The organism is Prosthecobacter sp. (assembly GCF_044222345.1).
In the GTDB taxonomy this organism is placed as follows: domain Bacteria; phylum Verrucomicrobiota; class Verrucomicrobiia; order Verrucomicrobiales; family Verrucomicrobiaceae; genus Prosthecobacter.
Genome location: NZ_JBGANL010000028.1, coordinates 31,892 through 51,485, shown reverse-complemented (window position 1 = coordinate 51,485; position 19,594 = coordinate 31,892). Strand labels below are relative to the sequence as shown.

Genomic DNA, 19,594 nt, shown 5'->3' with positions numbered 1-19,594 from the left:
GTGTTTTACTTGCCCGTTTTCTTTTCGGCGGCGGCTGGCTGTGATTTTTTCTTCAGGGTTTCGAGCTCTTTCTGCTGGTCTTCGGCCTGCTTTTGCAACTGCTGCACGCGGTCCCAGAGCTTTTTGAGATCGGCGGGGCTCTCCAAGCCTGCACGGATGTCCTGCACGGATTTGGCGGCTGCCTCGCGCACGGGATCGATGCGGTCATTGCCACTGGCGAGCAGCGGCTCCAGGACCGCGAGCGCCTTGGGATCACGCAGAGTGCCGAGGGCCCTGGTGCTGGCGAGACGCCAGGCGTGGCGAGGGTCGGTGAGTTTGCTGGAGAGAAATTCACGCACGGCATCGCGTTGCGTATTCGTGGGCCGGCGCGCGAGGAAGGCGACTGCATCGAAGGCGATGCCAGCATCGCGACCCCGGAGATCGTTGAGCGATTTCAACCGGGCCAGCATTGCAGGAACGGCCGATTCGTCGTCCTGAGCACGCAGTGCTTTGATGGCGGCGAGCTGGAGTGAGTTATTGTAACTGGTGCCGTTCAGGTGGGTGCGAATTGCTGCGGCCACTGCGGCATCTCCGGGGCGCGCGCCCCAGGTTTCGATGATGCTGGCGAGAATGTCGGGGTTCTTTTCGCTCTGGGCCATTTTCCACAGGGTTTCCTGCGATTCTGCTGTCGTCAGTGCAGCAAGAGACTGAACGATGGCTCTGCGAGCGCGTGCGTCGGGCTGGTTGCTGCTGCCCGCAATCAAGGCAGCGCGTGCTTCGGGTTCGGAGATTTTGGCGAGAGTTTTTGCCGCCTCTGCTCGAACGGCGTAGGAGGCATCTTCGCGCAGGGCTTTGCCGAGCTTGTCGATATGCTTGTCACCGAGCATGCTGATGGCGAGCAGGCGGCCGATGATGTCGCCCTGCAGTTGTTTGTCGAGCATGGGGCCTGGCGGTGTGAAAGCAACTTTGGCCAGCACGGTGTAATCGGGATCGATGCGCACCAGTTCCGGCTGGGCGGGCAGGTGGAAGTAAAAGTCTTCGACCTCCTTGCTGACGTCTGCTTTGACATGCAGCAGCTCCTTTTGCCCGGGGATGGCAAAGCCGACAGGCAGCGGCACGCGGAAGAGGCGCACCTGCTCGCTGAGCTTCTGAGTCTGCCGGACGGTGATCCGGGCCTGCTTGGAAGCGACGTCCCAGGCATAGTCGATTTTCAATTCCGGCACGCCGCCATGGAAGAGCCACTGGTCGAAAAACTGATCAAACGACAGCCCGCTGACTTCCTCAATGACATCCTGCAGGTCTTCGGTGCGTACGATGCTGCTGCGGTGGCGCTCAAGATACGTCCGGATGCATTTGCGGTACAAATCCGGACCGAGCTGGCTGCGCAGCATGTGCAGCACCCAGGCTCCCTTTGGGTAGACCCGCGTGTCGAACTGCTGCATCGGATCGCCGTAGTCCCGCCAGACGATGGGGCGGGTGTCGTTTGCCTGAAACACCTGCTGGGCTTCTTTCCAGAGGGCGTATTTCATCGCATCCGCACCGAGCTTCTGCTCCTCATAGAGGATGGTGTAGTAGCTGGCAAAGCCTTCGTTGAGCCAGAGATGGGACCAGTCACGGCAGGTGACGAGGTCACCGAACCACTGGTGGGCGGTCTCGTGCGCATCAAGCTCATGCAAAGAGCGCAACTGTTCGGTGTCGGAATTGAACAGCATGTCCGCGGCTTCGAAAGTGCAGCTCGTGTTTTCCATGCCGCCAGCGATGAAATCGAGGCAGTAGACCTGATAGTACTTATCCCAGGCAAAGGGCACACCGATTTCTTTTTGGTAGAATTCGATGATCTTGCGGGTGTCGGCAAAAGCATTGGACGCCTGCGCGGTGTGCGACGGGGGAACCAGCATCGCCAGAGGCAGATTGCCTGCTTTGTCCTCCAGCTTGTGGAAGTAGCCCGCAGCCATCGCAATGAGGTAGTTCACATGCGGTTTGTCCTGCAGCCAGTGAAAGGTCACGAGTCCATTGTCGCCGGGCTTTTCGCTTTGCAGCGTGCCATTGGAGATGACCTGCATGCCTTTCGGAACATGGCAGATGACCTCGCTGGTGAAGCGCTCATTGGGGTAATCGTAGCTGGGGAACCAGAAGCGGTGCTCCTCCGCCTCACCCTGGCTCCACACCTGGGTGTCGCCTGCTTTGTAGCCCATCTCTGGCGTACGGAAATAAAGGCCGTGATCTGGTTGCACCGCAGAATAGGTGACGGTGACCGTCGCTTCAGCATCAGGTGCAATCGCCTTGGTGAAGGTGATGATGAGCTTGTCTTGCGTGACCTGATGCTCCGCGACCTGCGCACCCGCGGCCGTGATGGAGGTGATCTTCAAATCCACCGCATCCAGTTCCAGTTTCTCCAAGGGAAGAGCGATGGGTTTGAAGCGCAGGGTCGCCGTGCCTGAGACCGTGCGCTTGGCAAAATCCGGAGTCACATCGAGCTTCACATGCAGAATGTCCGCCCGGCGATCCCGTGCATATTTGCGGCCCGGGATGAGCTTCAGCGGCTGCGGCAGCAAATGCTTGTTGCAGTACAGGCATTCCGTGGAGTCGGCGGCGGCCTCCAGAGTCAGCAATGCAGCGGCAAGAATGAAAGGGGGGATGCGCATGATGGCGTCGAGCATCCCGAACGCGATGCCGGGTGGCAAGCACAATCAGGAAGGAGTGCCCTCCAGCCGACGTATCTGGCAGGGTCATGCTCACCTTTTCCGACCACAGCCTGGGATCTTCACGCCTTCAGCGGCGTGATTTCCTGCGCATTGGTGGACTGGGGCTGGGCGGGCTCGGGCTGAGTGATCTGATGGCGCTCAAGTCGCGGGCGGCTTCCTCAAAGTCGCTGCTCAAGGACAAGTCGGTCATCTTCTTGTTCATGCACGGCGGTCCGTCGCAGTTTGAGACTTTTGATCCGAAGATGGATGCGCCCTCGGAGATCCGCAGCGTCACGGGGGAAATCAAAACCAAGCTGCCCGGGGTGACCTTTGGCAGCACGTTTGAGCGGCTGGCAAAGCTGGCGGACAAGTTCAGCATCGTACGCTCCTTCGTCACGGGGGATGCGGTGCATGACATCAAGACCATCGTCGGCAAGGATACGATGAAGGCGAATCTCGGCTCGCTCTACTCACGCATGGCCGGGCCGCTGCGCAAAAGCAGCGCGATGCCGACGAACGTGGCGCTGTTCCCGCAGGCGGTTTTATCCACCGCCGGACCCGTGATCAAGCAATTCGGCGACTTCACCTCCAGCGGTGAACTGGGTTCTACTTATCAGCCCTTTGTGCCCGGCGCAGGCAGTGGAGCGCAGGCGGACATGACCTTGAGCATGGCGCAGTCCCGGTTGGACGATCGCCGCGCTCTGCTCACTTCACTGGATCAGTGGCAGCGCACCATGGACGGCAGCCAGTCCATCGCCGGCATGTCGGAATTTCAAGCGCTTGCCTTCGATGTGCTGCGGCGCGGTGTGTCGGATGCGTTTGATCTTTCCAAAGAGGACCCGCGTCTCATCGCCCGGTATGATACGGCTCCGCTGCTGCCCAAAGACCGCATCAGCACGCAGTGGAACAACCGCGAGCATTACGCCGACAACGCGGCAACGCTGGGCAAGCTGCTGCTCATGGCGCGGCGGTTGTGCGAGCGCGGCTGCGGCTTTGTCACCGTCACCACGAGCTTTGTGTGGGACATGCATGCCGACAACAACAACGCCCCGTGCCGCACGGGCATGGACTACGTGGGGCGTCCGTTTGATCACGCGGTTTCCGCCTTGATCGAGGACATCGAGTCGCGTGGTTTGAGTGAAAAGATCATGCTCGTCTGCTGCGGTGAGATGGGCCGCTCGCCCAAGATCAATGTCAAAGGCGGGCGCGATCACTGGGGCGGCTTGGCGCCGCTCATGATTTATGGCGGCGGCTTGAAAATGGGGCGGGTCATCGGGCAGTCAGCACGCAATGGCGGAGAGCCTGCCTCAGAGCCGGTCACGATTCCTGATTTGATAGCCACTATCATGCACACGCTGGTGGATGTGGGCGAGGCACGCGTCACCGACGGCCTGCCGCCGAGCCTGCTCAGCATGCTAACCCGTGGGGAACCGATCCGGGGGCTGGTTTGAATTTGTACTTATTTATGAAACACACACTTCTCTTTCTCCTCTTCCTTGGTTCCAGCATGGCCGGCCTCTACGCCGCCGAAAAACAGCCTGTCATGACCTTTTATGTCTCAGGCGTGGAGTGCGGGAGCTGCGTCTATATCGTCCAGCAGTCAATCAGTGAAACGAAGGGCGTTGCAGATGCGACGGTCTTGCAGATGATAGACGCTTATGCCAATGTCGCCTTTGACCCGAAGAAGGTGAGCGAGCATCAAATCGCTCAGGCTGTGCGCGAGGCGCTGCCCATTCACGGCAAACCTTATCTGGCAACTCTAAAACTCCATGTGCCGGACTATGCGAAGCATGCCGCGAAAGTGGACGGCTTGTTTGCCCGCTGGAAAGACTGGGTGGCGCTGGAGACGGTGGACAAGACCAAGGGGGAGCTGCTCATCCACTTCAATGAGCTCAGAATCGATCCAAAGAAAACCGGGCCGCAGGGCTGGAGTCTCGCGCAATTTGCCGCCGCGATGAAGTCACCCGCACCGAATGGTCTGGGGCTCGATTTCACGGTGGAGAATGAAGCGCAGTGACTGGCTTCTGCGAGTCACCCTGTCATGCAGATTCAGGCTACTCCTCGGCCTTCTTTTTCTTCTTGCCTCTGCCCTCGCCTTTCTTCTTCTCGCCGCCGGACGTGGCTTTGATTTCGGCATCAGCGGCGGGAATGGCCGCGCCGAGTCTGGCCTTGATCTCACTCATGCCGACTTCGTTGGCGAGGTTGGTCCATTCATAGGGATCTTGGGTATGATCGTAGAGTTCTTCGGTGCCATCGGCATAGCGGATGTAGCGCCAGTTGGTATCGCGCACGGCGTGGTTGCCCTTGCCGTGGGTGCAGACGGCCACGCCGTCCCATTTGGCGGCGGGGTCTTTGAGCAGCGGCATAAGGCTTGCGCCCTTCACATGTTCGGGGACCGGCAGGCCGGTGAGCTCGCAGAGGGTGGGGTATATGTTCAGGTAATCGACCGGGGCAGGGCAGGTCGTGCCCGGCTTGGTCACGCCCGGGGCGATGATCGCCATGGAGGTGCGGGTGGTCTCCTCCCACAGGGCGAACTTCCGCCAGTGCTCCTTTTCACCCAGATTCCAGCCGTGATCGGTCCACCAGACGATGATGGTCTTGTCTTTGCGGGGGCTTTGGTCGAGCCCATCGAGCAGGCGTCCCACTTGGTCATCGAGGAATGAAATCGTGGCGAGGTAGGCTTGAACGGCCTTCTTCCATTGGTCGCCTTTGACTACGGCGGCGTGATCGCCCTCGGGGCCGGCCATGCGCACGCCGGCTTTGGGAATGTCGTCGAGGTCGTGCTCTTTGGTCACAGGCAGCTTGATGTCGGCGAGCGGAAAGCGGTCATAGTACTCCTTGGGAACATACCACGGCAGGTGCGGCTTGATGTAGCCCAGCGCGAGGAAGAGCGGCTTGTCCGTCGGTGCCGTCTTGAGCTGGTTGATGGCCCAGTCGGTGGCTTTGTAGTCGCCCATGTCCGAGGGTTTGGCATTCACCGGGCCCCAGTCGAAGTGGCCGCGGTTGAGGCCGTTCATGTTTTCCTCGTGCTCTTGAATGGAAGGAAACAGCCCCTCCCATTTCGTCCATGAATCGGTGCGTCCTTCACTGCCGTAGCCATGGTAAATCTTGCCGCCGCCGAGGGTGTTGTAACCGCTGGCGAGAAAGTGGCGGTTGATCGTGCGCACATCCTTCATCACGCCCTGCGCCGGATCACCGTTGGTGTAGATCCCCGTCTGCCACGGGCGCAAACCGCTCATCAGTGCCGCACGCGAAGGATTGCAGGCCGGCGCGGCGCAGTGCGAATTGGTGAACGCCGTGCCCCGGGCCACGAGGCGGTCGATGTTCGGGGTTTTCGTCTGCGGATGGCCGCCGAGATAGGTCACCCAGTCGTTCAAGTCATCGACAGCGATGAAGAGGACGTCGGGTTTCGATTGAGCGACCGCAGCAGAACTGAGCAGCAGAAACAGGGCGAAGAAACGAGTCATGGCCCGCCTTGAACGCGGCCATGGTCAGCGTCTTGCAGTGAAGCTGTGCTCAATCGTCATCCTTTTCCAGACGATATAGGGCTCCGTCCTGAGAGAGCAGCACAGGTTCGCCATCCACATCTGCCGTGACGAGGGTGGGGTTGAACTTGTGCTCCGGGTCCTTGCGGTGCAGCACACTGCGGCGGACGGGCAGGCCGCTGGCGGGATCGATCCCCAGCGCCCAGACGGTGCCATAGCCCCAGTCGGCGAAGACAAACGCGCCGTCGAGCTGTGGCAGTTTTTGTCCACGGTAGAGCAGGCCGCCGACGATGCAGATGCCTTCGCCACGCATGCGGGTGTAGGCATGCACGGGGTCGGTGGTGGTCGTGTTCGGGAGATAGTTGTGCGCGTGGAAGGCGCTTTTTGCGGGGCCATCACGATCACTCCAGCCATAATTGGCTCCGCTCTCCACGCGGTTGATCTCTTCCCAGAGGTCCTGGCCGACATCCGCGCACCAGAGCTGGCCGGAGCGCGCGTCAAAGGAGAGCCCCCAGGGATTACGAAAACCGAGGGCGAAAATCTCAGGGCGAACGGTCTGCGCTTTAGTGAAGGGATTGTCCTCAGGAATCGCGTAGGGCAGCTTGCCGCTGCGGCCGTTCACGTCGATGCGCAGGATTTTGCCATGCAGGACCCAGGGGTTCTGAGCCAGGCGATAGGGGTCATCACGCAAACCTCCATCACCGAGCGCGATATAAAGACAGCCGTCCGGCCCGAAGGCGATGTGGCCACCCCAGTGATCTGCCAGCGGCTGGGGTATCTCCATCAGCACGCGCTCTGTCTCCGGCAGTGAGTCAGGGGTGGAGTCCTTGGAGGCGCGCATCTCGCTGATCACGGTGCGGCGGGGGTCGTTTTGCGAGTAGCTGAGGTAAAACAGCCGGTTCTCAGAAAAGCGGGGATGAAAGGCGATGCCGTGGACTCCCTCCTCGAAGAGCACGACGCCTTTCATCTTCTCACGGAAATCGAGAAAGGGCCGCCACTGGCCGCTGCCGTCCAGCCGCACAGCACAAAACTCCCCCCGCTGCATGGCGATGACCTGCTCTCCGCCGGCATCTGGCATGGAGGTCAGCATGACGGGGGAGTCGAACTCACGGTCAAAGGCAAGTTTGCGCAGTACGATTCCGGCCATCGGCTCTTCTGGCAGCTCCAGTGGCGGGATTTCCTGCACTGCCGGGACGGGCAGGGGGGAGCCGATTTCTGGAATGGCCGGATAGCTGGAGGCTGGCGTGAAAAAGGCCACCAGCGTCAAGGCGGGCAGCCAGCAGCGGTGAGATAAGAAAATTTTCATCGGGAGCTTGGGAATTCTGACTGCATGGACCATGCCATCCTGACAGCCTGGGTTCTTGTTTTGCTCGAAAAACATGGGATAAATGCAGATGCCATGGGATTTTCCTGGGCATCAGCTGCCCAAGGGTGCCTTCGTCATTCGATTCATGGCCAGACCATTAACCGGATGTGTGAGCCGGATTCCAGCGGCGGAGGGGCTTTACACCTGACCGGCTGCGGCAGGCACCCGCGAGAAAGTTTTTCCACGTCTTGCACTCCTCTCATGGCATGCCAATGATGGGTGCTCCTTTACGATGAGCGACCCAATCAGTCACGAGTGCGGCATAGCAGTGGTGCGGCTGAAAAAGCCGCTTGGATACTTCTATCAAAAATACGGCAACGCCCTCTACGGCTTTGACGCCTTGCAGGCTATCATGACCAAGCAGCGCAACCGCGGCCAGGATGGCATGGGCATTGGTTGCAGCAAGCTCGGTATGCCCCCCGGCCTGCCTTACATGTTCCGCATGCGGAGCACTGAAAGCGTTGAGCGCATCGGCCAGGTCTTCGATGATGAACGCAAAGAGTTCAAACGCATCGCCCGCCGCATTAACAAACAGCGCAAGGACGAACGCGACCAGGAAGGGAAGGAATTTGTATCGTTTGAGGACGATCCGGACGCCATCAAGCGCGAGTTTGAAATGGCCGGGGAGATTTACATCGGCCACCTGCGCTACGGCACCAGCGGCGACTTTGGCAAAGGGGCCCTGCATCCCTACATGCGCCGCACCACCTGGCCCACGCGCACGCTGATGGTGATGGGGAACTTCAACCTCACCAACACCCGCGAGCTTAACGAGGTCATGATGAAGCGCGGGCAGCACCCCGTGTTTGGCACGGACACGCAGAGTGTGCTCGAAGAAATCGGCTTTCAGCTCGATGAGGCGCACACCAAGCTCTATCACGATCTGCGCGACTCCGGCGTCTCCGGTGAAAGCATTCCCCAGCACATCAGCGAGCAGCTGGATGTGACGGCGGTGATCAAGGAGTCCGCCAAACGCTGGGACGGGGGCTACAGCATCGTGGGAGTCATCGGCAATGGCGATCTCTTTGCCATGCGTGACCCCAGCGGCATCCGCCCCTGCCACTATTACGAGAACGACGAGATCTTCGCCATGGCCTCCGAACGCGTGGCCCTGATGTCCGTTTTTGGTGTCAATGAAGAGGACATCCACGAGATCCCTCCTGCCCATGTGGCCGTGATCAAGGCGGATGGTGGCATGACGATCCAGAAGTTCACCGAACCGCGTGAATTCAAGCCCTGCTCCTTTGAGTGCATTTATTTCTCACGCGGCAACGACTCCGCCATCTACCACCAGCGCAAGGCGCTCGGTGAGCAGCTGGTGCCGCAAGTCGGCAAGGCCATCAACAACGACTTCGAGCACACCGTGCTCAGCTTCATCCCGAACACGGCTGAGACGGCCTACTTCGGCTTCCTGGACGGCCTGCGCAAAAGCCGGCGGGGCGTCGTCAAAGAGGCGCTGATGGACATGCTCAAGCGTGGGGAGTTTGACGAGGCCAAGCTGGACGATCTCGTCCTGCGCAACTGGCCGCGTGGTGAAAAAATCGCTCTCAAGGACATCAAGATGCGCACCTTCATCGCTCAGGAGACAGGGCGCGATGCCCTTGTATCCGGCAGCTATGACATCACCTACGGGGTGGTGACCCCCAAGGACAACCTGGTGGTCATCGACGACTCCATCGTCCGTGGCACCACGCTGAAGAAAAGCCTGCTGCGCATCCTCGCACGCACCAATCCAAAGCGCATCATCGTCTGCTCCACCGCGCCGCAGATCCGCTACCCCGACTGCTACGGCATCGACATGGCCGAACTCGGCAAGTTCATCGCTTTCCAGGCCGCCATTTCACTGCTGCGCACCCGTGGCTTGTCACACATCGTCCACGAGACCTATCTTGCCTGCAAAGCCGAGCTGAAAAAGCCCAAGGAAGAAATGCGCAATGCCGTGAAGGCTATTTACGCGCCCTTTACCGACGAGGAGATCTCTGAACGCATCGCCCAGATGATCAGCCCGGAAGACACGCCGTGGCATGGCACCGTCGAAGTGATCTATCAGACCATTCCCGACCTCCACACCGCCCTCGGTGCCGAGTATGGAGACTGGTATTTCAGCGGTGACTACCCGACTCCCGGCGGCTTCTCCGTGGTGAACCAGTCATTCATTCTCTACTGCGAGGCCAAGGATGGCCGCGCGCATGAGGCGCTGCTGTAGGCCTGGCTGAAGTGTGGGTTATCTATTGAGTGTGTGGGAGGGCTGATTGTCCCTCACACCACGCCAAACGCGCACACTTCATTTTTGTTCGCGCAGAGTCTCATGAGGTGAAACTCAGCGCAGAGCGGCGGTGCTTCGCGTTTGAGGATGTCGAGCAGCGGATACTCCTCGTGGCCTTTGAATTTGATCGTGACGATGAAGTTGCGCATGCGCTTCTCGCGCAGCCATTCGAGGAGAAGGTCAATGCTGCGCTGCGGTGCCGCGATGACATCGCAGACGAGCCAGTCCACCGTTTGCGGCGGCTTGTATTTGAAGGCGTCGGCGACTTCAAAATGAAGGCGTGGATTGCGCATCAAGTCCTCGCGCAGCTCGGAGCGGTCGATGGCGATGACACTCGCCCCGCGCTGGATGGGCACGTAGCTCCAGCTTCCAGGTGAAGCGCCGAGATCCACGCAGGTCTGGCCGCGCTCGATGCGGCGTCCCAGGCGTTGCTCGGACTCGACGAGTTTGGTGAAGGCGCGGGAGGGGGCGCTTTTGTCATCGGCCAGCGGCACTTCACCGCGCGGGAAGCTGGAAATCAAAGCGCGCCGCGCATAAGCCTGTGGCGCTGGCACGGCGGAGAGCCAGCCGGTTTCAGGCGAGGTGAGGATGCACTGGACAAGGGATGTCTGCGCGTCAAACACGGCGTCGGAATCGAGCAGGGAGCGCAGCAGCTTTCTGCGCCGCTTTTTCAGGCGCTCCATCAGGCTGGCATGGATCAATTCACAGCGGTGCTGCCCGGCTTTGCCCTCGCCGTACTGCGGCCATAAATGCAGGCGCCAGGGCTGGTCATCGGGAAACACGCCCACGATGGCTTCGATGATGCGGTCAGCCCACGCATTGATGGAAGCGGCATGGATTTCAACGGCGTCAGGCAGCGTCTGGCGCGCGAAGGCGAGCAGCAGCCCTTCCAAATTCAGATCCGCAGCGATGCCGAGGCCTTCGATTTCGCGTTGTGCAGCATCCGGTGCGGCGCGGCGCAGTTCATCAGCGAGGAACGGCGAGGTATCAGGATCAGCTAGGAAGAGATGCACGCTAGGCTCGAACAATCATGGTTTCACGGGCACTGGCTTGACCGGGGCCACCTCTTTGAAGGGGGACACGACACCGAGCGTGGACGGGAGGAAGTCATCGGTGCGGAAGCAGGAGGCTGGCAGGCCCTCGGCATTCATGAGATTGGCGCCTTCCGGCCAGCTGGCCCAGGCATAACGCACGCCGACCGGCTGTGGCACAGATTCGCTCCAGACGACGACTTCGTTGCCTTCGATCTTGGCCTTGGCCCACACCCATTTCTGATCGGCTCCGGCAATCTGGAAACTTTTTGGTTCGCCATCATCGCGAGTTTTCAAACCTGCGCCGGTGTGGGTGAACTGAATGCGAATTTTATTTCCCTGAATGACGGAGGAAAGGTAGAGCGGGCCGCAGTATTCGGCAGCGGACGTGCCGTAGTCCCTGGCCAGAGCCCAGAGAGCGAGGCGTCGGCCGACCTCCTGTTTGTTCTTGGGATGAATGTCGTTTTGCTCGCCGATGTCGTTGATGATGGCGATGCCGCATTTGTCGAGTGTCTGAGCCGTCAGCGTCTGGGCCTCCTGAAGTTCCGCCCAGGTGTCGGGGATGCCGGGTTCCGTGGCCACGGGCTTGCCGTTGCCAAAGTTTGCCAGCTGCACAATGTAAAACGAGAACGCATCCACCCACTGTTTGCGCCAGTCATTGATCAGGGTGGGAAGCAGTTCCTGATACTGGAAGGCACGGCGCTGGTTCGACTCTCCCTGATACCAGATGACGCCTTTGATGGAGTAAGGGATCAGCGGGGCCACCATGCCGTTGAAGAGCACGCTGGGGTGATGCGGTGTCTTGGTGGGGTCCTCCGGTGGGCGCGGTGCTGGTGGACTGGGCTTCTTTTGACCGGCGGGCAGCTTGGCGTTTTCGGTGTCGATCTTCAGCATCTGCGCCTGCCAGTCGGCTTTGACTTTTTCAAAGACAGCCTGCTCCTTGGGGGCGTCCCATTTGGCCAAGGCACCCTTCCAGTCGGTGAGCATTTCGGAGGCGCAGGGGCGTTCTTCGAGCGCCTCGCGGCTCGTCCAGGCTTCGATCCGTGTGCCGCCCCAGGAGGTGTTGATCAAGCCGACCGGGACTTTCAGCGCTTGATGCAGGTGGCGGCCAAAGAAGTAACCCACAGCGGAGAAGTTGCCCACATGGGCGCTGGTGGCCTCCTTCCACGAGCCTTTGCAGTCAGACTGTGGCGTCATGCTCGGACTGCGTTCGACATTGAACATGCGAATCTGGGGATGATTGGCGGCGGCGATTTCCTCCTGGGCTTTGCCGGCCTGCTGCACCGTCCACTGCATGTTGGACTGGCCGGAGCAGACCCACACTTCGCCGACGAGCACGTTTTTGAGCGTGATCGTGTTCTTCCCTGCCACCACGAGATCGGCGGGCTGGGCATTGGCATTCATCGGGTTCAGCGTGAGCGACCATTTGCCGGTCGGATCTGTGACCGAACTGTGCGACTGGCCACCGAAGGTCACTTTCACGTCTTCGCCGGCTTCAGCGGTGCCCCAGATGCGCACGAGCTGTGCCTGCTGAAGGACCATGCCATCGGAGAAAATGGCTGGCAGTTTGACCTCGGCCTGCAGGCTGGTGGCCACCAGGAGGAGGCTGAGAAGGGCGTATTTCATGTCGAATGGTCGTATGAGGGGCGGGTCTGGGCAAGTAAGCCAAATGTCAGAGCAGGGTGCTGTCATCGGAGCGCTCCAGACGGCCGATCTTCTTCTTGATGGTCTCCAGCAGCACGGTCATTTCATGTACGCTGCGGAAGCATTCTTTCTGCGTCTCCTCATCCGCCAGTCCGGGCACGGCGGGGTGGATTTTCATGAATTGCAGCGCGATGTTTTTGCAGGCTTCGCGGATTTGAGCAATGGCGGCGGGTCGGTCCATGCTCCCAGCGTAGAGCGCCCGCCCGCACGTGCAAGATGCGGATCATTCCGTCGGCGGCTTCTTCACGCGCAGTGAATCCTTGAGGCTGACAAAGTCCGAGAGCAGGAAGATCACGGTGAAAAAGGCCAGCAGCACCTCCATCATCGTGACCAGCTTGGCCGGGATGGTCAGCGGCGTGACATCGCCAAAGCCGAAGAAGGAGAAGTTCAAGACACTGAAAAAGAAGAACTCAAAGAGCTGTTCGCCTTGGTTCCACGCGGCGTCGATCGAGCTGAAACTCGCCGGTTCCGCCGTTTCCAGGCACCAGTAGTCGAGCGCAAAGGCCAGCGTGATCTGCGCCATGTTCACTCCCATGAGGCCGAGCACGCGGTGGTAGGGCATGTCATCCTGCGTGGCCATCAGGATGTGCTGGAGATTTTCGACGAAAAAGAAGACCGTCTTGGCGAATGCAGCCGCCAGCACCACCAGGCAGAACGTGCGAGCGCTCAACCAATGCGCGCCCCACAGGGCCTGCAGACCCGCGGCCACCAGAACAATGACCACGACCTCACCGCCCTGTCGGATGACCTGCCTTGCAATGCCCGGTTCATTTTTCATTGTGCCGATTTGAGACTTTCTTGCCCCCCTCGTCGAGCGTAATCTCGCCCGGCATTCGTCATTCGACTTTCCGATTTCTCATTTAAATTCCGCTCATGAATCTCGTCTCCACCGCCATCCGCTACTCCACCTACCTGCTTGCGATCGCGGGCGTGGTCGGCATGGGGTTTGTGCTCCAGACCATCCGCAGCCAGGAGACCAAGATGCCGCCACCGCCTGTGCTGCCGCCCCAGAAGAACGCGCCCGATGACATCGCGGCCACCGGCATCATCGAGGCCAAGGACGAAAACGTCGCCATTGGCGTGCCTGCGCCAGGTCTGGTCGAGGCGGTCAAAGTCGCGGTCAATCAACTCGTCAAGGAGGGGGATGCACTGCTCATCCTGGATGATCGCGAACTGCGCGCCTCGTTGCTCAAGCAGCAGGCGGCCATCGCCATTGCCCAGGCAAACATTGCCATCAATCGCGCCCAGCTGGCGAAAGTGCAGGACATGCTCGACCGCATGACGTCCATCCCAGATCAGCGTGCCATCAGCCAGGACGACCTGCGCAATCGCACCAACGACGTGCTGGTGGCCAAGGCGCAGATGCAGGCCGCTGAAGCGCAGCTCTCCTCCGCCAAGGCGGACGTGCAGCAGACCGAGCTGCTCATCGACCGGCTCACCGTCAAAGCGCCCAAGGCCGGCACCATCCTTCAGGTCAACATTCGTGCCGGCGAATACGCCTCACCGGCCAACAAGGAGCCGGCGCTTGTGCTGGGAGACATCTCCACGCTGCATGTGCGCGCGGATGTGGATGAACAAAACGCCATGGAAGTGGCCTCCGGTCTCGATGCCACCTTCTCGCTGAAGAGCGACTCTTCGAAAAAGTTCAAAGTGCAGTTCGTCCGCATCGAGCCCTACGTCATCCCCAAAGTCTCCCTCACCGGCGCCAGCACCGAGCGCGTGGACACCCGCGTCCTGCAGGTCATTTACAAACTCGACAAACCCAAGGATCAGCCCCTCTACGTCGGGCAGCAGGTGGATGTGTTCATTGCGCGGAAGAAATGAGTCTTTGCCCAGAGCGAGCCCGGGTGGCGAAAGACGCCGCATGATGTCGCAGAGACTCGTTGAGTCTCCCCGATTTCCACGCATGAATACCGCCCCCCATCATTCGCATGCACTACCTCTCCACTCGCGGCCAGACGAAGCCGCACACTTTTTCTGAAGCCGTTGAAGCCGGGCTGGCACCGGATGGCGGGCTGTTTTTGCCGGAAAAGCTGCCGAACATCGCTGACAAGCTGCCGGCGTGGTCGAAGCTGACCTACCCTCAGCTTGCGGCGGAGTTTTTTACGCTCTTCGCGCCGGAGATCAGCAATGCCGAGTGGCATCAGCTCACGGCGGAGGCGTACCGGCGCTTTGATTCACCGGACGTGGCCCCGCTGAAGAAAATCACGGACAAGACCTACGTGCTGGAGCTGTTTCACGGGCCGACGCTGGCCTTCAAGGACTTCGCGCTGCAGCTCCTGGGACTGCTTTACAAGCGCCAGGTCGAGCACACAGGCAAACGCTTGTCCGTGCTCGGCGCGACTTCGGGCGATACAGGCTCTGCGGCCATCCATGGCTGCCTGGGGCGTGATGGCATCACGATTTTCATTCTCTATCCCAACGGCCGCGTCGCGCCGCTGCAGGAGCGCCAGATGGCCTGCACCGGGGCGGACAACGTCTTCGCCATTCCCGTGCCCGGCACTTTTGACGACGCGCAGCGCGTGGTGAAGGAGACCTTTGGCGACACCGCCTTCGCGAATTCGGTGAACCTCTCCGCCGTGAACTCGATCAACATCGCCCGTGTGCTGGCGCAGTGTGTTTATTACATCTGGGCCTGCCTGAAACTGCCGGAGAGTGCACGCGCCACGGCGGAGTACGTCGTGCCCACTGGAAATTTTGGCAATGTGCTGGCCGGATGGATGGCACAGCAAATGGGCATGCCCGCAGGCGGTTTCCGGGTGGCGACGAATCAAAACGACATCCTCCACCGCTTCTTCACCAGCGGTGAGTACAGTCAGAGCGACGTGCACCCCAGCCATGCGCCGAGCATGGACATCCAGGCCGCGTCGAACTTCGAGCGCTTCCTCTATTACATCCTTGGTCAAAGCGCCGACCGCGTGCGTGAGGTGATGGCACAGATCAAATCCGGCGCCCCATTCAAGATCGAGCTGCCCAAGACCTCTCTGCGCTCCACCCGGATGGACGATGAGCAGATCGTCCGCGTCATCGCGCAGATGTGGCAGGACTGGCAGTATGTGCTGGATCCGCACACCGCCTGCGCCTTCACCGACATGGCGCAGGACCGCGTCAGCGTCGTGCTGGCCACCGCCAGTCCGGCGAAGTTCCCTGAAGTCGTGCAGCAGGCCACCGGCAACGAACCCACGCATCCGACTCTCGAAGCGCTGAAGTCGAAATCGCTTAAAACCTGGCCGATGGCTGCGGATGTGGCGGCGGTGCAGGATTTCATCCGGCAACACACAAGTCACGGAAGCAAGGCTTGACGTGCAAGGCGGCAGCTTGGTTTAATACCCAAAAGGCCCCTCATGAAACTGCCGCCCCTTTCCTTCGATTTCATCACATCAACGGACCTTTCTCCCTACCTGACCAAGGGGGTGAATGCGGGCAATGGTGTGACGCTCATGATTGGGGATGTGTACACCTACCTGTTGCTCGGCAGCGGACCGCTGCTGGTCATCGCCGCCCTGGTGCTGGTGAAGGTCAGGTATGGGCGGGTGAAATTCTTTGCGCTGGAATATGGCAACGGCGGTTTCTTTGGCCGCGCCAAGTCCATCGGGCCGTCCATCGTCTTGGGGGTGGCGCTGTTTTTACTCGGTGTGGCGGCCACTTGGCTGGGCTGGCAGAGCATGGGTTATTCCGTAACTCTCAGCGCCCAGGGGCTGCATGAGGTGACGCGCAGCGCATCCGTCCGCTATGAATGGTCCGATGCGACGAGCGCAGCGGAACGCATCAAATCGACGGAATTCTGGGTGGCCTTCGCGAAGGATGGCCGCAAATGCCGCGTGAATTTTCAGCAGCGCTACATCGGCGAAAAACTCCAGGACAAGGCGATCGCCATCGCTGAATCCGCGCTGGCTTATTCCAAGGTGCCGCGTCTCAAGCCGGACGGCAGCGCTATTTCAGCGCCTTGACCAGTACCTTGGAGTTCCGTCCGCTCTTGTCGTACTTTTCACGGCGGCTGAGCGGTAGTGCGCCGGGATCGGTCACGGTGTAGCCCATTTTTTCCTCGAAGAAGCGAAACGCCTGCGTGCTGAGCGCCACGATGACCTCGCAGCCCCGCTGCCGTGCCTGTTCTTCGGCGAAGGCCACCAGCTTGCGCCCATGATTTTTGTTTTTGTGCGAGCGGCGCACAAACAGGCAGGCCAGTTCGGCGATTTTTCTGCCGTCCTCCTCATAGGCATGCACGGCGACGGAGCCGATGGGGTTGCCGTCGAGCTCGAGCACGAAGAAGTCTTTGATCTTGGACTGAATCTGATCGCGCGTGCGTGGCACCAGTGCGGCATCATCCACGCTCTGCTGCATCATGGAGAGCAGGGCAGGGACGTCGGAAGAGCGGGCCTTGCGGATCTGCTGGTAGTCATCGGCATGGATCATCGTGCCGACGCCTTCATTGGAGAAGAGCTCAGCCAGCAGGGCTTCATCCTGCGTGCCATCCACGATGTGAACCCGCGGCACGCCTTCCTGGCAGGCCAGCGCGGCGTAGCGCAGCTTTGAGAGCATGCTCACGTCATGCTTGGAATCCTTGCGCTTGTGCATTTCCTTCGCTTCCGCGACGGAAAGCTGCTCCAGGCGGCTGCCATCGGCGGCGGTGATGCCGGACTCGGCCACGAAGATGACTTTCGCGGCTTGCAGCGCGATGGCGACCTCCACGGCCACGGCATCAGAGTTCAATCTCAGCGTGGCACCTTTGCCGTCATAACCCAGCGGCGGCAAAATGGGGATGATGTCGGCCTTGAGCAATGCACGGATTGATTCCTCATCGACACGCTCAATGCGTCCGGTGAATTCGAGATCAATGCCGTCGATTACGCCTGCCGGATGCACCGCCAGCGCATTGGAAACTGCCACGGGCATCTCCAGCGCCGTCAGATCGGCCATCAGGTCGCTGCACTGCCGCATGATGGCGTCCACTGCGATCTCGATGCCTGCGGCGTCGGTCCGGCCCATGCCGTCGTCATTGTAGAGAGAGATGCCGCGTTTCTCGGCCAGCATGCGCACCTGGGCGCGCGCGCCAAAGACGAGCACGACTTCGATGTTGAGCGACTGCAGCACTGCCACGTCCTGGAGCAGGCTGGCAAAGCCCGGCTGCATCATCAGTGCGCCATCAAAGGCGATCACAAAAACGCGCTGCCGGAATTGGGGCACGTAGCGCAGGATGCCGCGCAAGTCTTCGAAGCGCTGCTGGGGTTTGGCGGGGTCGTTGTTCACTGTTTGAGTGATCAAGATAGCACAACCGCAGCAATTTCGTCCCAAAGTTTGTCGATCTCCTTGGGGCCGTGCGAGGGCCTGCCGGCTTTCGAGAACCAGTAGTCCGCGTTCCACTGGTCGCCTTCGATCACATGCAGCAGCGCATGAATCCAGGAACCCATCTTCGTGTGGATGTCCTGGGCGATGTTGTGCGCGGCTTCCCAGTTTCCCTGCTTCGCATGCCAGAGGGCCAGCGCTTCAGGGGAAACCGCCTCAGCCTGAGCCTGCGTGGTGGTCTTGAGTTCAGCGGCGGTCATTTCAATCGTCTTCCGGCAGCGGCTTGCCTTTGGTTTCAGGAGCGAACGGCAGAATGATGATGCCCATGAGGAAGATGGCGCACATGGTCATGGCCGCGTAGCGCAGTGGCAGAGCCGGATCCTGAGCGGCGAACTTGCCGTAGATGCCGGAAGTGAGGGTGGCGGAAAAGAAGCTGCCACCGGCGGCGGCGAAACGGCCCAGGTTGTAGCAAAAGCTGGTGCCCGTGCTGCGCAGCTTGTTCGGGAACAGCTCAGGCAGATAAATGGCAAAGCCGGCGAACACACTCAGCTGCGCGGTGCCCATGAGGAACATCATCCAGCGTGCTGAGATCGGGTCGCTCATCTTCCAATAAACAAGGAAGGTGGAGATGAGTGCGGCACTGAAGCCCAGGAAGAAGGCCAGGCGGCGGCCCAGCTTGGCCACATTGGTGAACAAGGTCATGCCCACGGCGGCACCCATCATGTTCCAGAGATAGGCCACGGAGATGGCGTTGTTCACTTCGGCGGCCACCTTGTCAGGAGCGACGCCCGCCTTTTCAAAGTACTGTTTGAACACTACCTTCTGCAAATCGACGGCATACTCGCCGATGGCCCAGAGGCCGATCACGCCGGTGCTGGCGATGACAGCCCCCACGAAGAGGTTTTTGCGCCAGCGGGCGCTGGCCAGCAGGCTGGCATACGGCGCAAAGATGCTGCCCTTAGGCAGTTGGTTGGTGTCCTTGAGGTGCTGCCACGCAGCGGGCTCCTTGAGATAACCGCGTGTGAAGATGATCATCAGCGCAGGTGCCGCGCCGATGAGGAACATCCAGCGCCAGCCTGATCCGGCGGTGATGGTGTGATTTGCCTCCAAGGTATCAATGCCGATTTTGGCAAAGCCTGCGGTGATGTTGCCGATGGTGGACAGAATCTGCAGCAGACCAAGGCACTGCGTGCGCGCTCCATTGGGAACGGTTTCAGCGATCAAGGCCACGGCAAGGCCAAACACGCCGCCAACTCCCACGCCGGTGAGGAAGCGGAAGATGGTGAAGTCGAGCTGGGTGCGGCTGAAATAGCTCAGGCCGGTAAAGGCGGAGTAGATCAGGATCGTCAGTGTCAGCATCCGGGCGCGGCCGAATTTGTCTCCCAGAGCACCGAAGGTCAGTCCGCCGACACCCCAGCCGATGAGGAAACAGGCGGTGACGACCTTGCCAAAGGCCTGCAGATCAGGATTTGTCGGCGGCAGCTTCATCAGTTCCACCAGGGCCGGCACTCGGGCGAGCGAAAACAGGCGCTGGTCCAGGCAGTCAAAGAACCATGCGGCAGACGCGACGATCAGCACAAACCAGTGGTAGCCGGTCAGCTGCTTGTACCAGGGCGCGTTGGAATCGGGAAGGGACGGGGTGCTCATGAGAAGCGCGGATGTTGAATGACGTGGAGGAGGATGACAATCCCGAAATCAAAGGAATCATGCCGCAGCAAGAGAGCCGTTTCTTTCACCTATTCGTGATCGGCCGGAGAAGTTGATGAGACGGAAAAGCGCGGCAGGTACGTATGAAC

General features: G+C 60.3%; 16 protein-coding genes. 6 read left to right on the top strand and 10 right to left on the bottom strand.

Translation table 11 applies throughout. The features are described 5' to 3' along the window. Window positions 1-5: 5 nt before the first annotated feature. Window positions 6-2,624, bottom strand: coding sequence for a M1 family aminopeptidase (locus tag ACILSL_RS15610; RefSeq protein WP_395732976.1), 2,619 nt, complete (start codon window positions 2,622-2,624; stop codon window positions 6-8). Window positions 2,625-2,710: 86 nt separating this feature from the next. On the opposite strand from ACILSL_RS15610, the gene ACILSL_RS15605 reads away from it, so the two are divergent. Together ACILSL_RS15605 and ACILSL_RS15600 are read left to right on the top strand one after the other, a co-directional pair. Then, window positions 2,711-4,114 (top strand): DUF1501 domain-containing protein, encoded by a 1,404-nt coding sequence (locus ACILSL_RS15605; protein WP_395732975.1) that lies wholly within the window; start codon window positions 2,711-2,713, stop codon window positions 4,112-4,114. Between the two features lie 14 nt (window positions 4,115-4,128). Next, window positions 4,129-4,680: a heavy-metal-associated domain-containing protein gene (locus ACILSL_RS15600; RefSeq protein WP_395732974.1), complete on the top strand. Its 552-nt coding sequence runs from the start codon at window positions 4,129-4,131 to the stop codon at window positions 4,678-4,680. A gap of 37 nt (window positions 4,681-4,717) precedes the next feature. Here the strand turns inward: ACILSL_RS15600 and ACILSL_RS15595 are convergent, their stop codons facing one another. After that, window positions 4,718-6,130, bottom strand: coding sequence for a sulfatase (locus tag ACILSL_RS15595; RefSeq protein WP_395732973.1), 1,413 nt, complete (start codon window positions 6,128-6,130; stop codon window positions 4,718-4,720). Window positions 6,131-6,179: 49 nt separating this feature from the next. Then, complete coding sequence (locus ACILSL_RS15590; RefSeq protein WP_395732972.1) at window positions 6,180-7,454, bottom strand: PQQ-dependent sugar dehydrogenase; 1,275 nt, start codon at window positions 7,452-7,454, stop codon at window positions 6,180-6,182. Between the two features lie 292 nt (window positions 7,455-7,746). Between ACILSL_RS15590 and ACILSL_RS15585 the strand changes: the two genes are divergently transcribed. Continuing rightward, complete coding sequence (locus tag ACILSL_RS15585; RefSeq protein WP_395732971.1) at window positions 7,747-9,720, top strand: amidophosphoribosyltransferase; 1,974 nt, start codon at window positions 7,747-7,749, stop codon at window positions 9,718-9,720. Between the two features lie 53 nt (window positions 9,721-9,773). Here the strand turns inward: ACILSL_RS15585 and ACILSL_RS15580 are convergent, their stop codons facing one another. From ACILSL_RS15580 to ACILSL_RS15565, 4 genes are read right to left on the bottom strand one after another with little or no spacing between them, the layout of a single operon-like run. Further along, complete coding sequence (locus ACILSL_RS15580) at window positions 9,774-10,793, bottom strand: SAM-dependent methyltransferase (RefSeq protein ID WP_395732970.1); 1,020 nt, start codon at window positions 10,791-10,793, stop codon at window positions 9,774-9,776. A 15-nt stretch (window positions 10,794-10,808) separates the two neighbouring features. Then, the gene (locus ACILSL_RS15575) at window positions 10,809-12,437 is read right to left on the bottom strand and encodes a sialate O-acetylesterase (RefSeq protein WP_395732969.1); all 1,629 of its coding nucleotides are present in this window, start codon (window positions 12,435-12,437) and stop codon (window positions 10,809-10,811) included. Window positions 12,438-12,483: 46 nt separating this feature from the next. After that, window positions 12,484-12,696 carry a hypothetical protein gene (locus ACILSL_RS15570; RefSeq protein ID WP_395732968.1) on the bottom strand — a complete coding sequence of 71 codons (213 nt, stop codon included), beginning with the start codon at window positions 12,694-12,696 and terminating at the stop codon, window positions 12,484-12,486. A gap of 42 nt (window positions 12,697-12,738) precedes the next feature. Beyond that, on the bottom strand, window positions 12,739-13,293 hold the full coding sequence (locus ACILSL_RS15565; RefSeq protein WP_395732967.1) for an ion channel: 555 nt from the start codon (window positions 13,291-13,293) through the stop codon (window positions 12,739-12,741). Window positions 13,294-13,388: 95 nt separating this feature from the next. Between ACILSL_RS15565 and ACILSL_RS15560 the strand changes: the two genes are divergently transcribed. From ACILSL_RS15560 to ACILSL_RS15550, 3 genes are all read left to right on the top strand, one after another. After that, window positions 13,389-14,339: an efflux RND transporter periplasmic adaptor subunit gene (locus tag ACILSL_RS15560; protein ID WP_395732966.1), complete on the top strand. Its 951-nt coding sequence runs from the start codon at window positions 13,389-13,391 to the stop codon at window positions 14,337-14,339. A gap of 107 nt (window positions 14,340-14,446) precedes the next feature. Beyond that, window positions 14,447-15,817 carry a threonine synthase gene (thrC, locus tag ACILSL_RS15555; protein ID WP_395732965.1) on the top strand — a complete coding sequence of 457 codons (1,371 nt, stop codon included), beginning with the start codon at window positions 14,447-14,449 and terminating at the stop codon, window positions 15,815-15,817. 42 nt (window positions 15,818-15,859) lie between these two features. After that, window positions 15,860-16,465, top strand: a complete 606-nt coding sequence (locus tag ACILSL_RS15550; RefSeq protein ID WP_395732964.1) for a hypothetical protein — start codon at window positions 15,860-15,862, stop codon at window positions 16,463-16,465. On the opposite strand, the gene argA is transcribed toward ACILSL_RS15550, so the two are convergent. Genes argA through ACILSL_RS15535 form a run of 3 tightly spaced genes read right to left on the bottom strand, consistent with a single transcriptional unit; the run spans window position 16,449 to window position 19,445 of the window. After that, window positions 16,449-17,777: an amino-acid N-acetyltransferase gene (gene argA / locus ACILSL_RS15545; protein WP_395732963.1), complete on the bottom strand. Its 1,329-nt coding sequence runs from the start codon at window positions 17,775-17,777 to the stop codon at window positions 16,449-16,451. The two genes, ACILSL_RS15550 and argA, sit on opposite strands and share 17 nt — an antisense overlap. Then, window positions 17,774-18,058 (bottom strand): hypothetical protein, encoded by a 285-nt coding sequence (locus ACILSL_RS15540; RefSeq protein WP_395732962.1) that lies wholly within the window; start codon window positions 18,056-18,058, stop codon window positions 17,774-17,776. Before ACILSL_RS15540 ends, argA begins: the two co-directional genes overlap by 4 nt. A 1-nt stretch (window position 18,059) precedes the next feature. Further along, entirely contained in the window at window positions 18,060-19,445 is a 1,386-nt protein-coding gene (locus tag ACILSL_RS15535) for an MFS transporter (protein WP_395732961.1), read from the bottom strand. Window positions 19,446-19,594 lie beyond the last annotated feature (149 nt).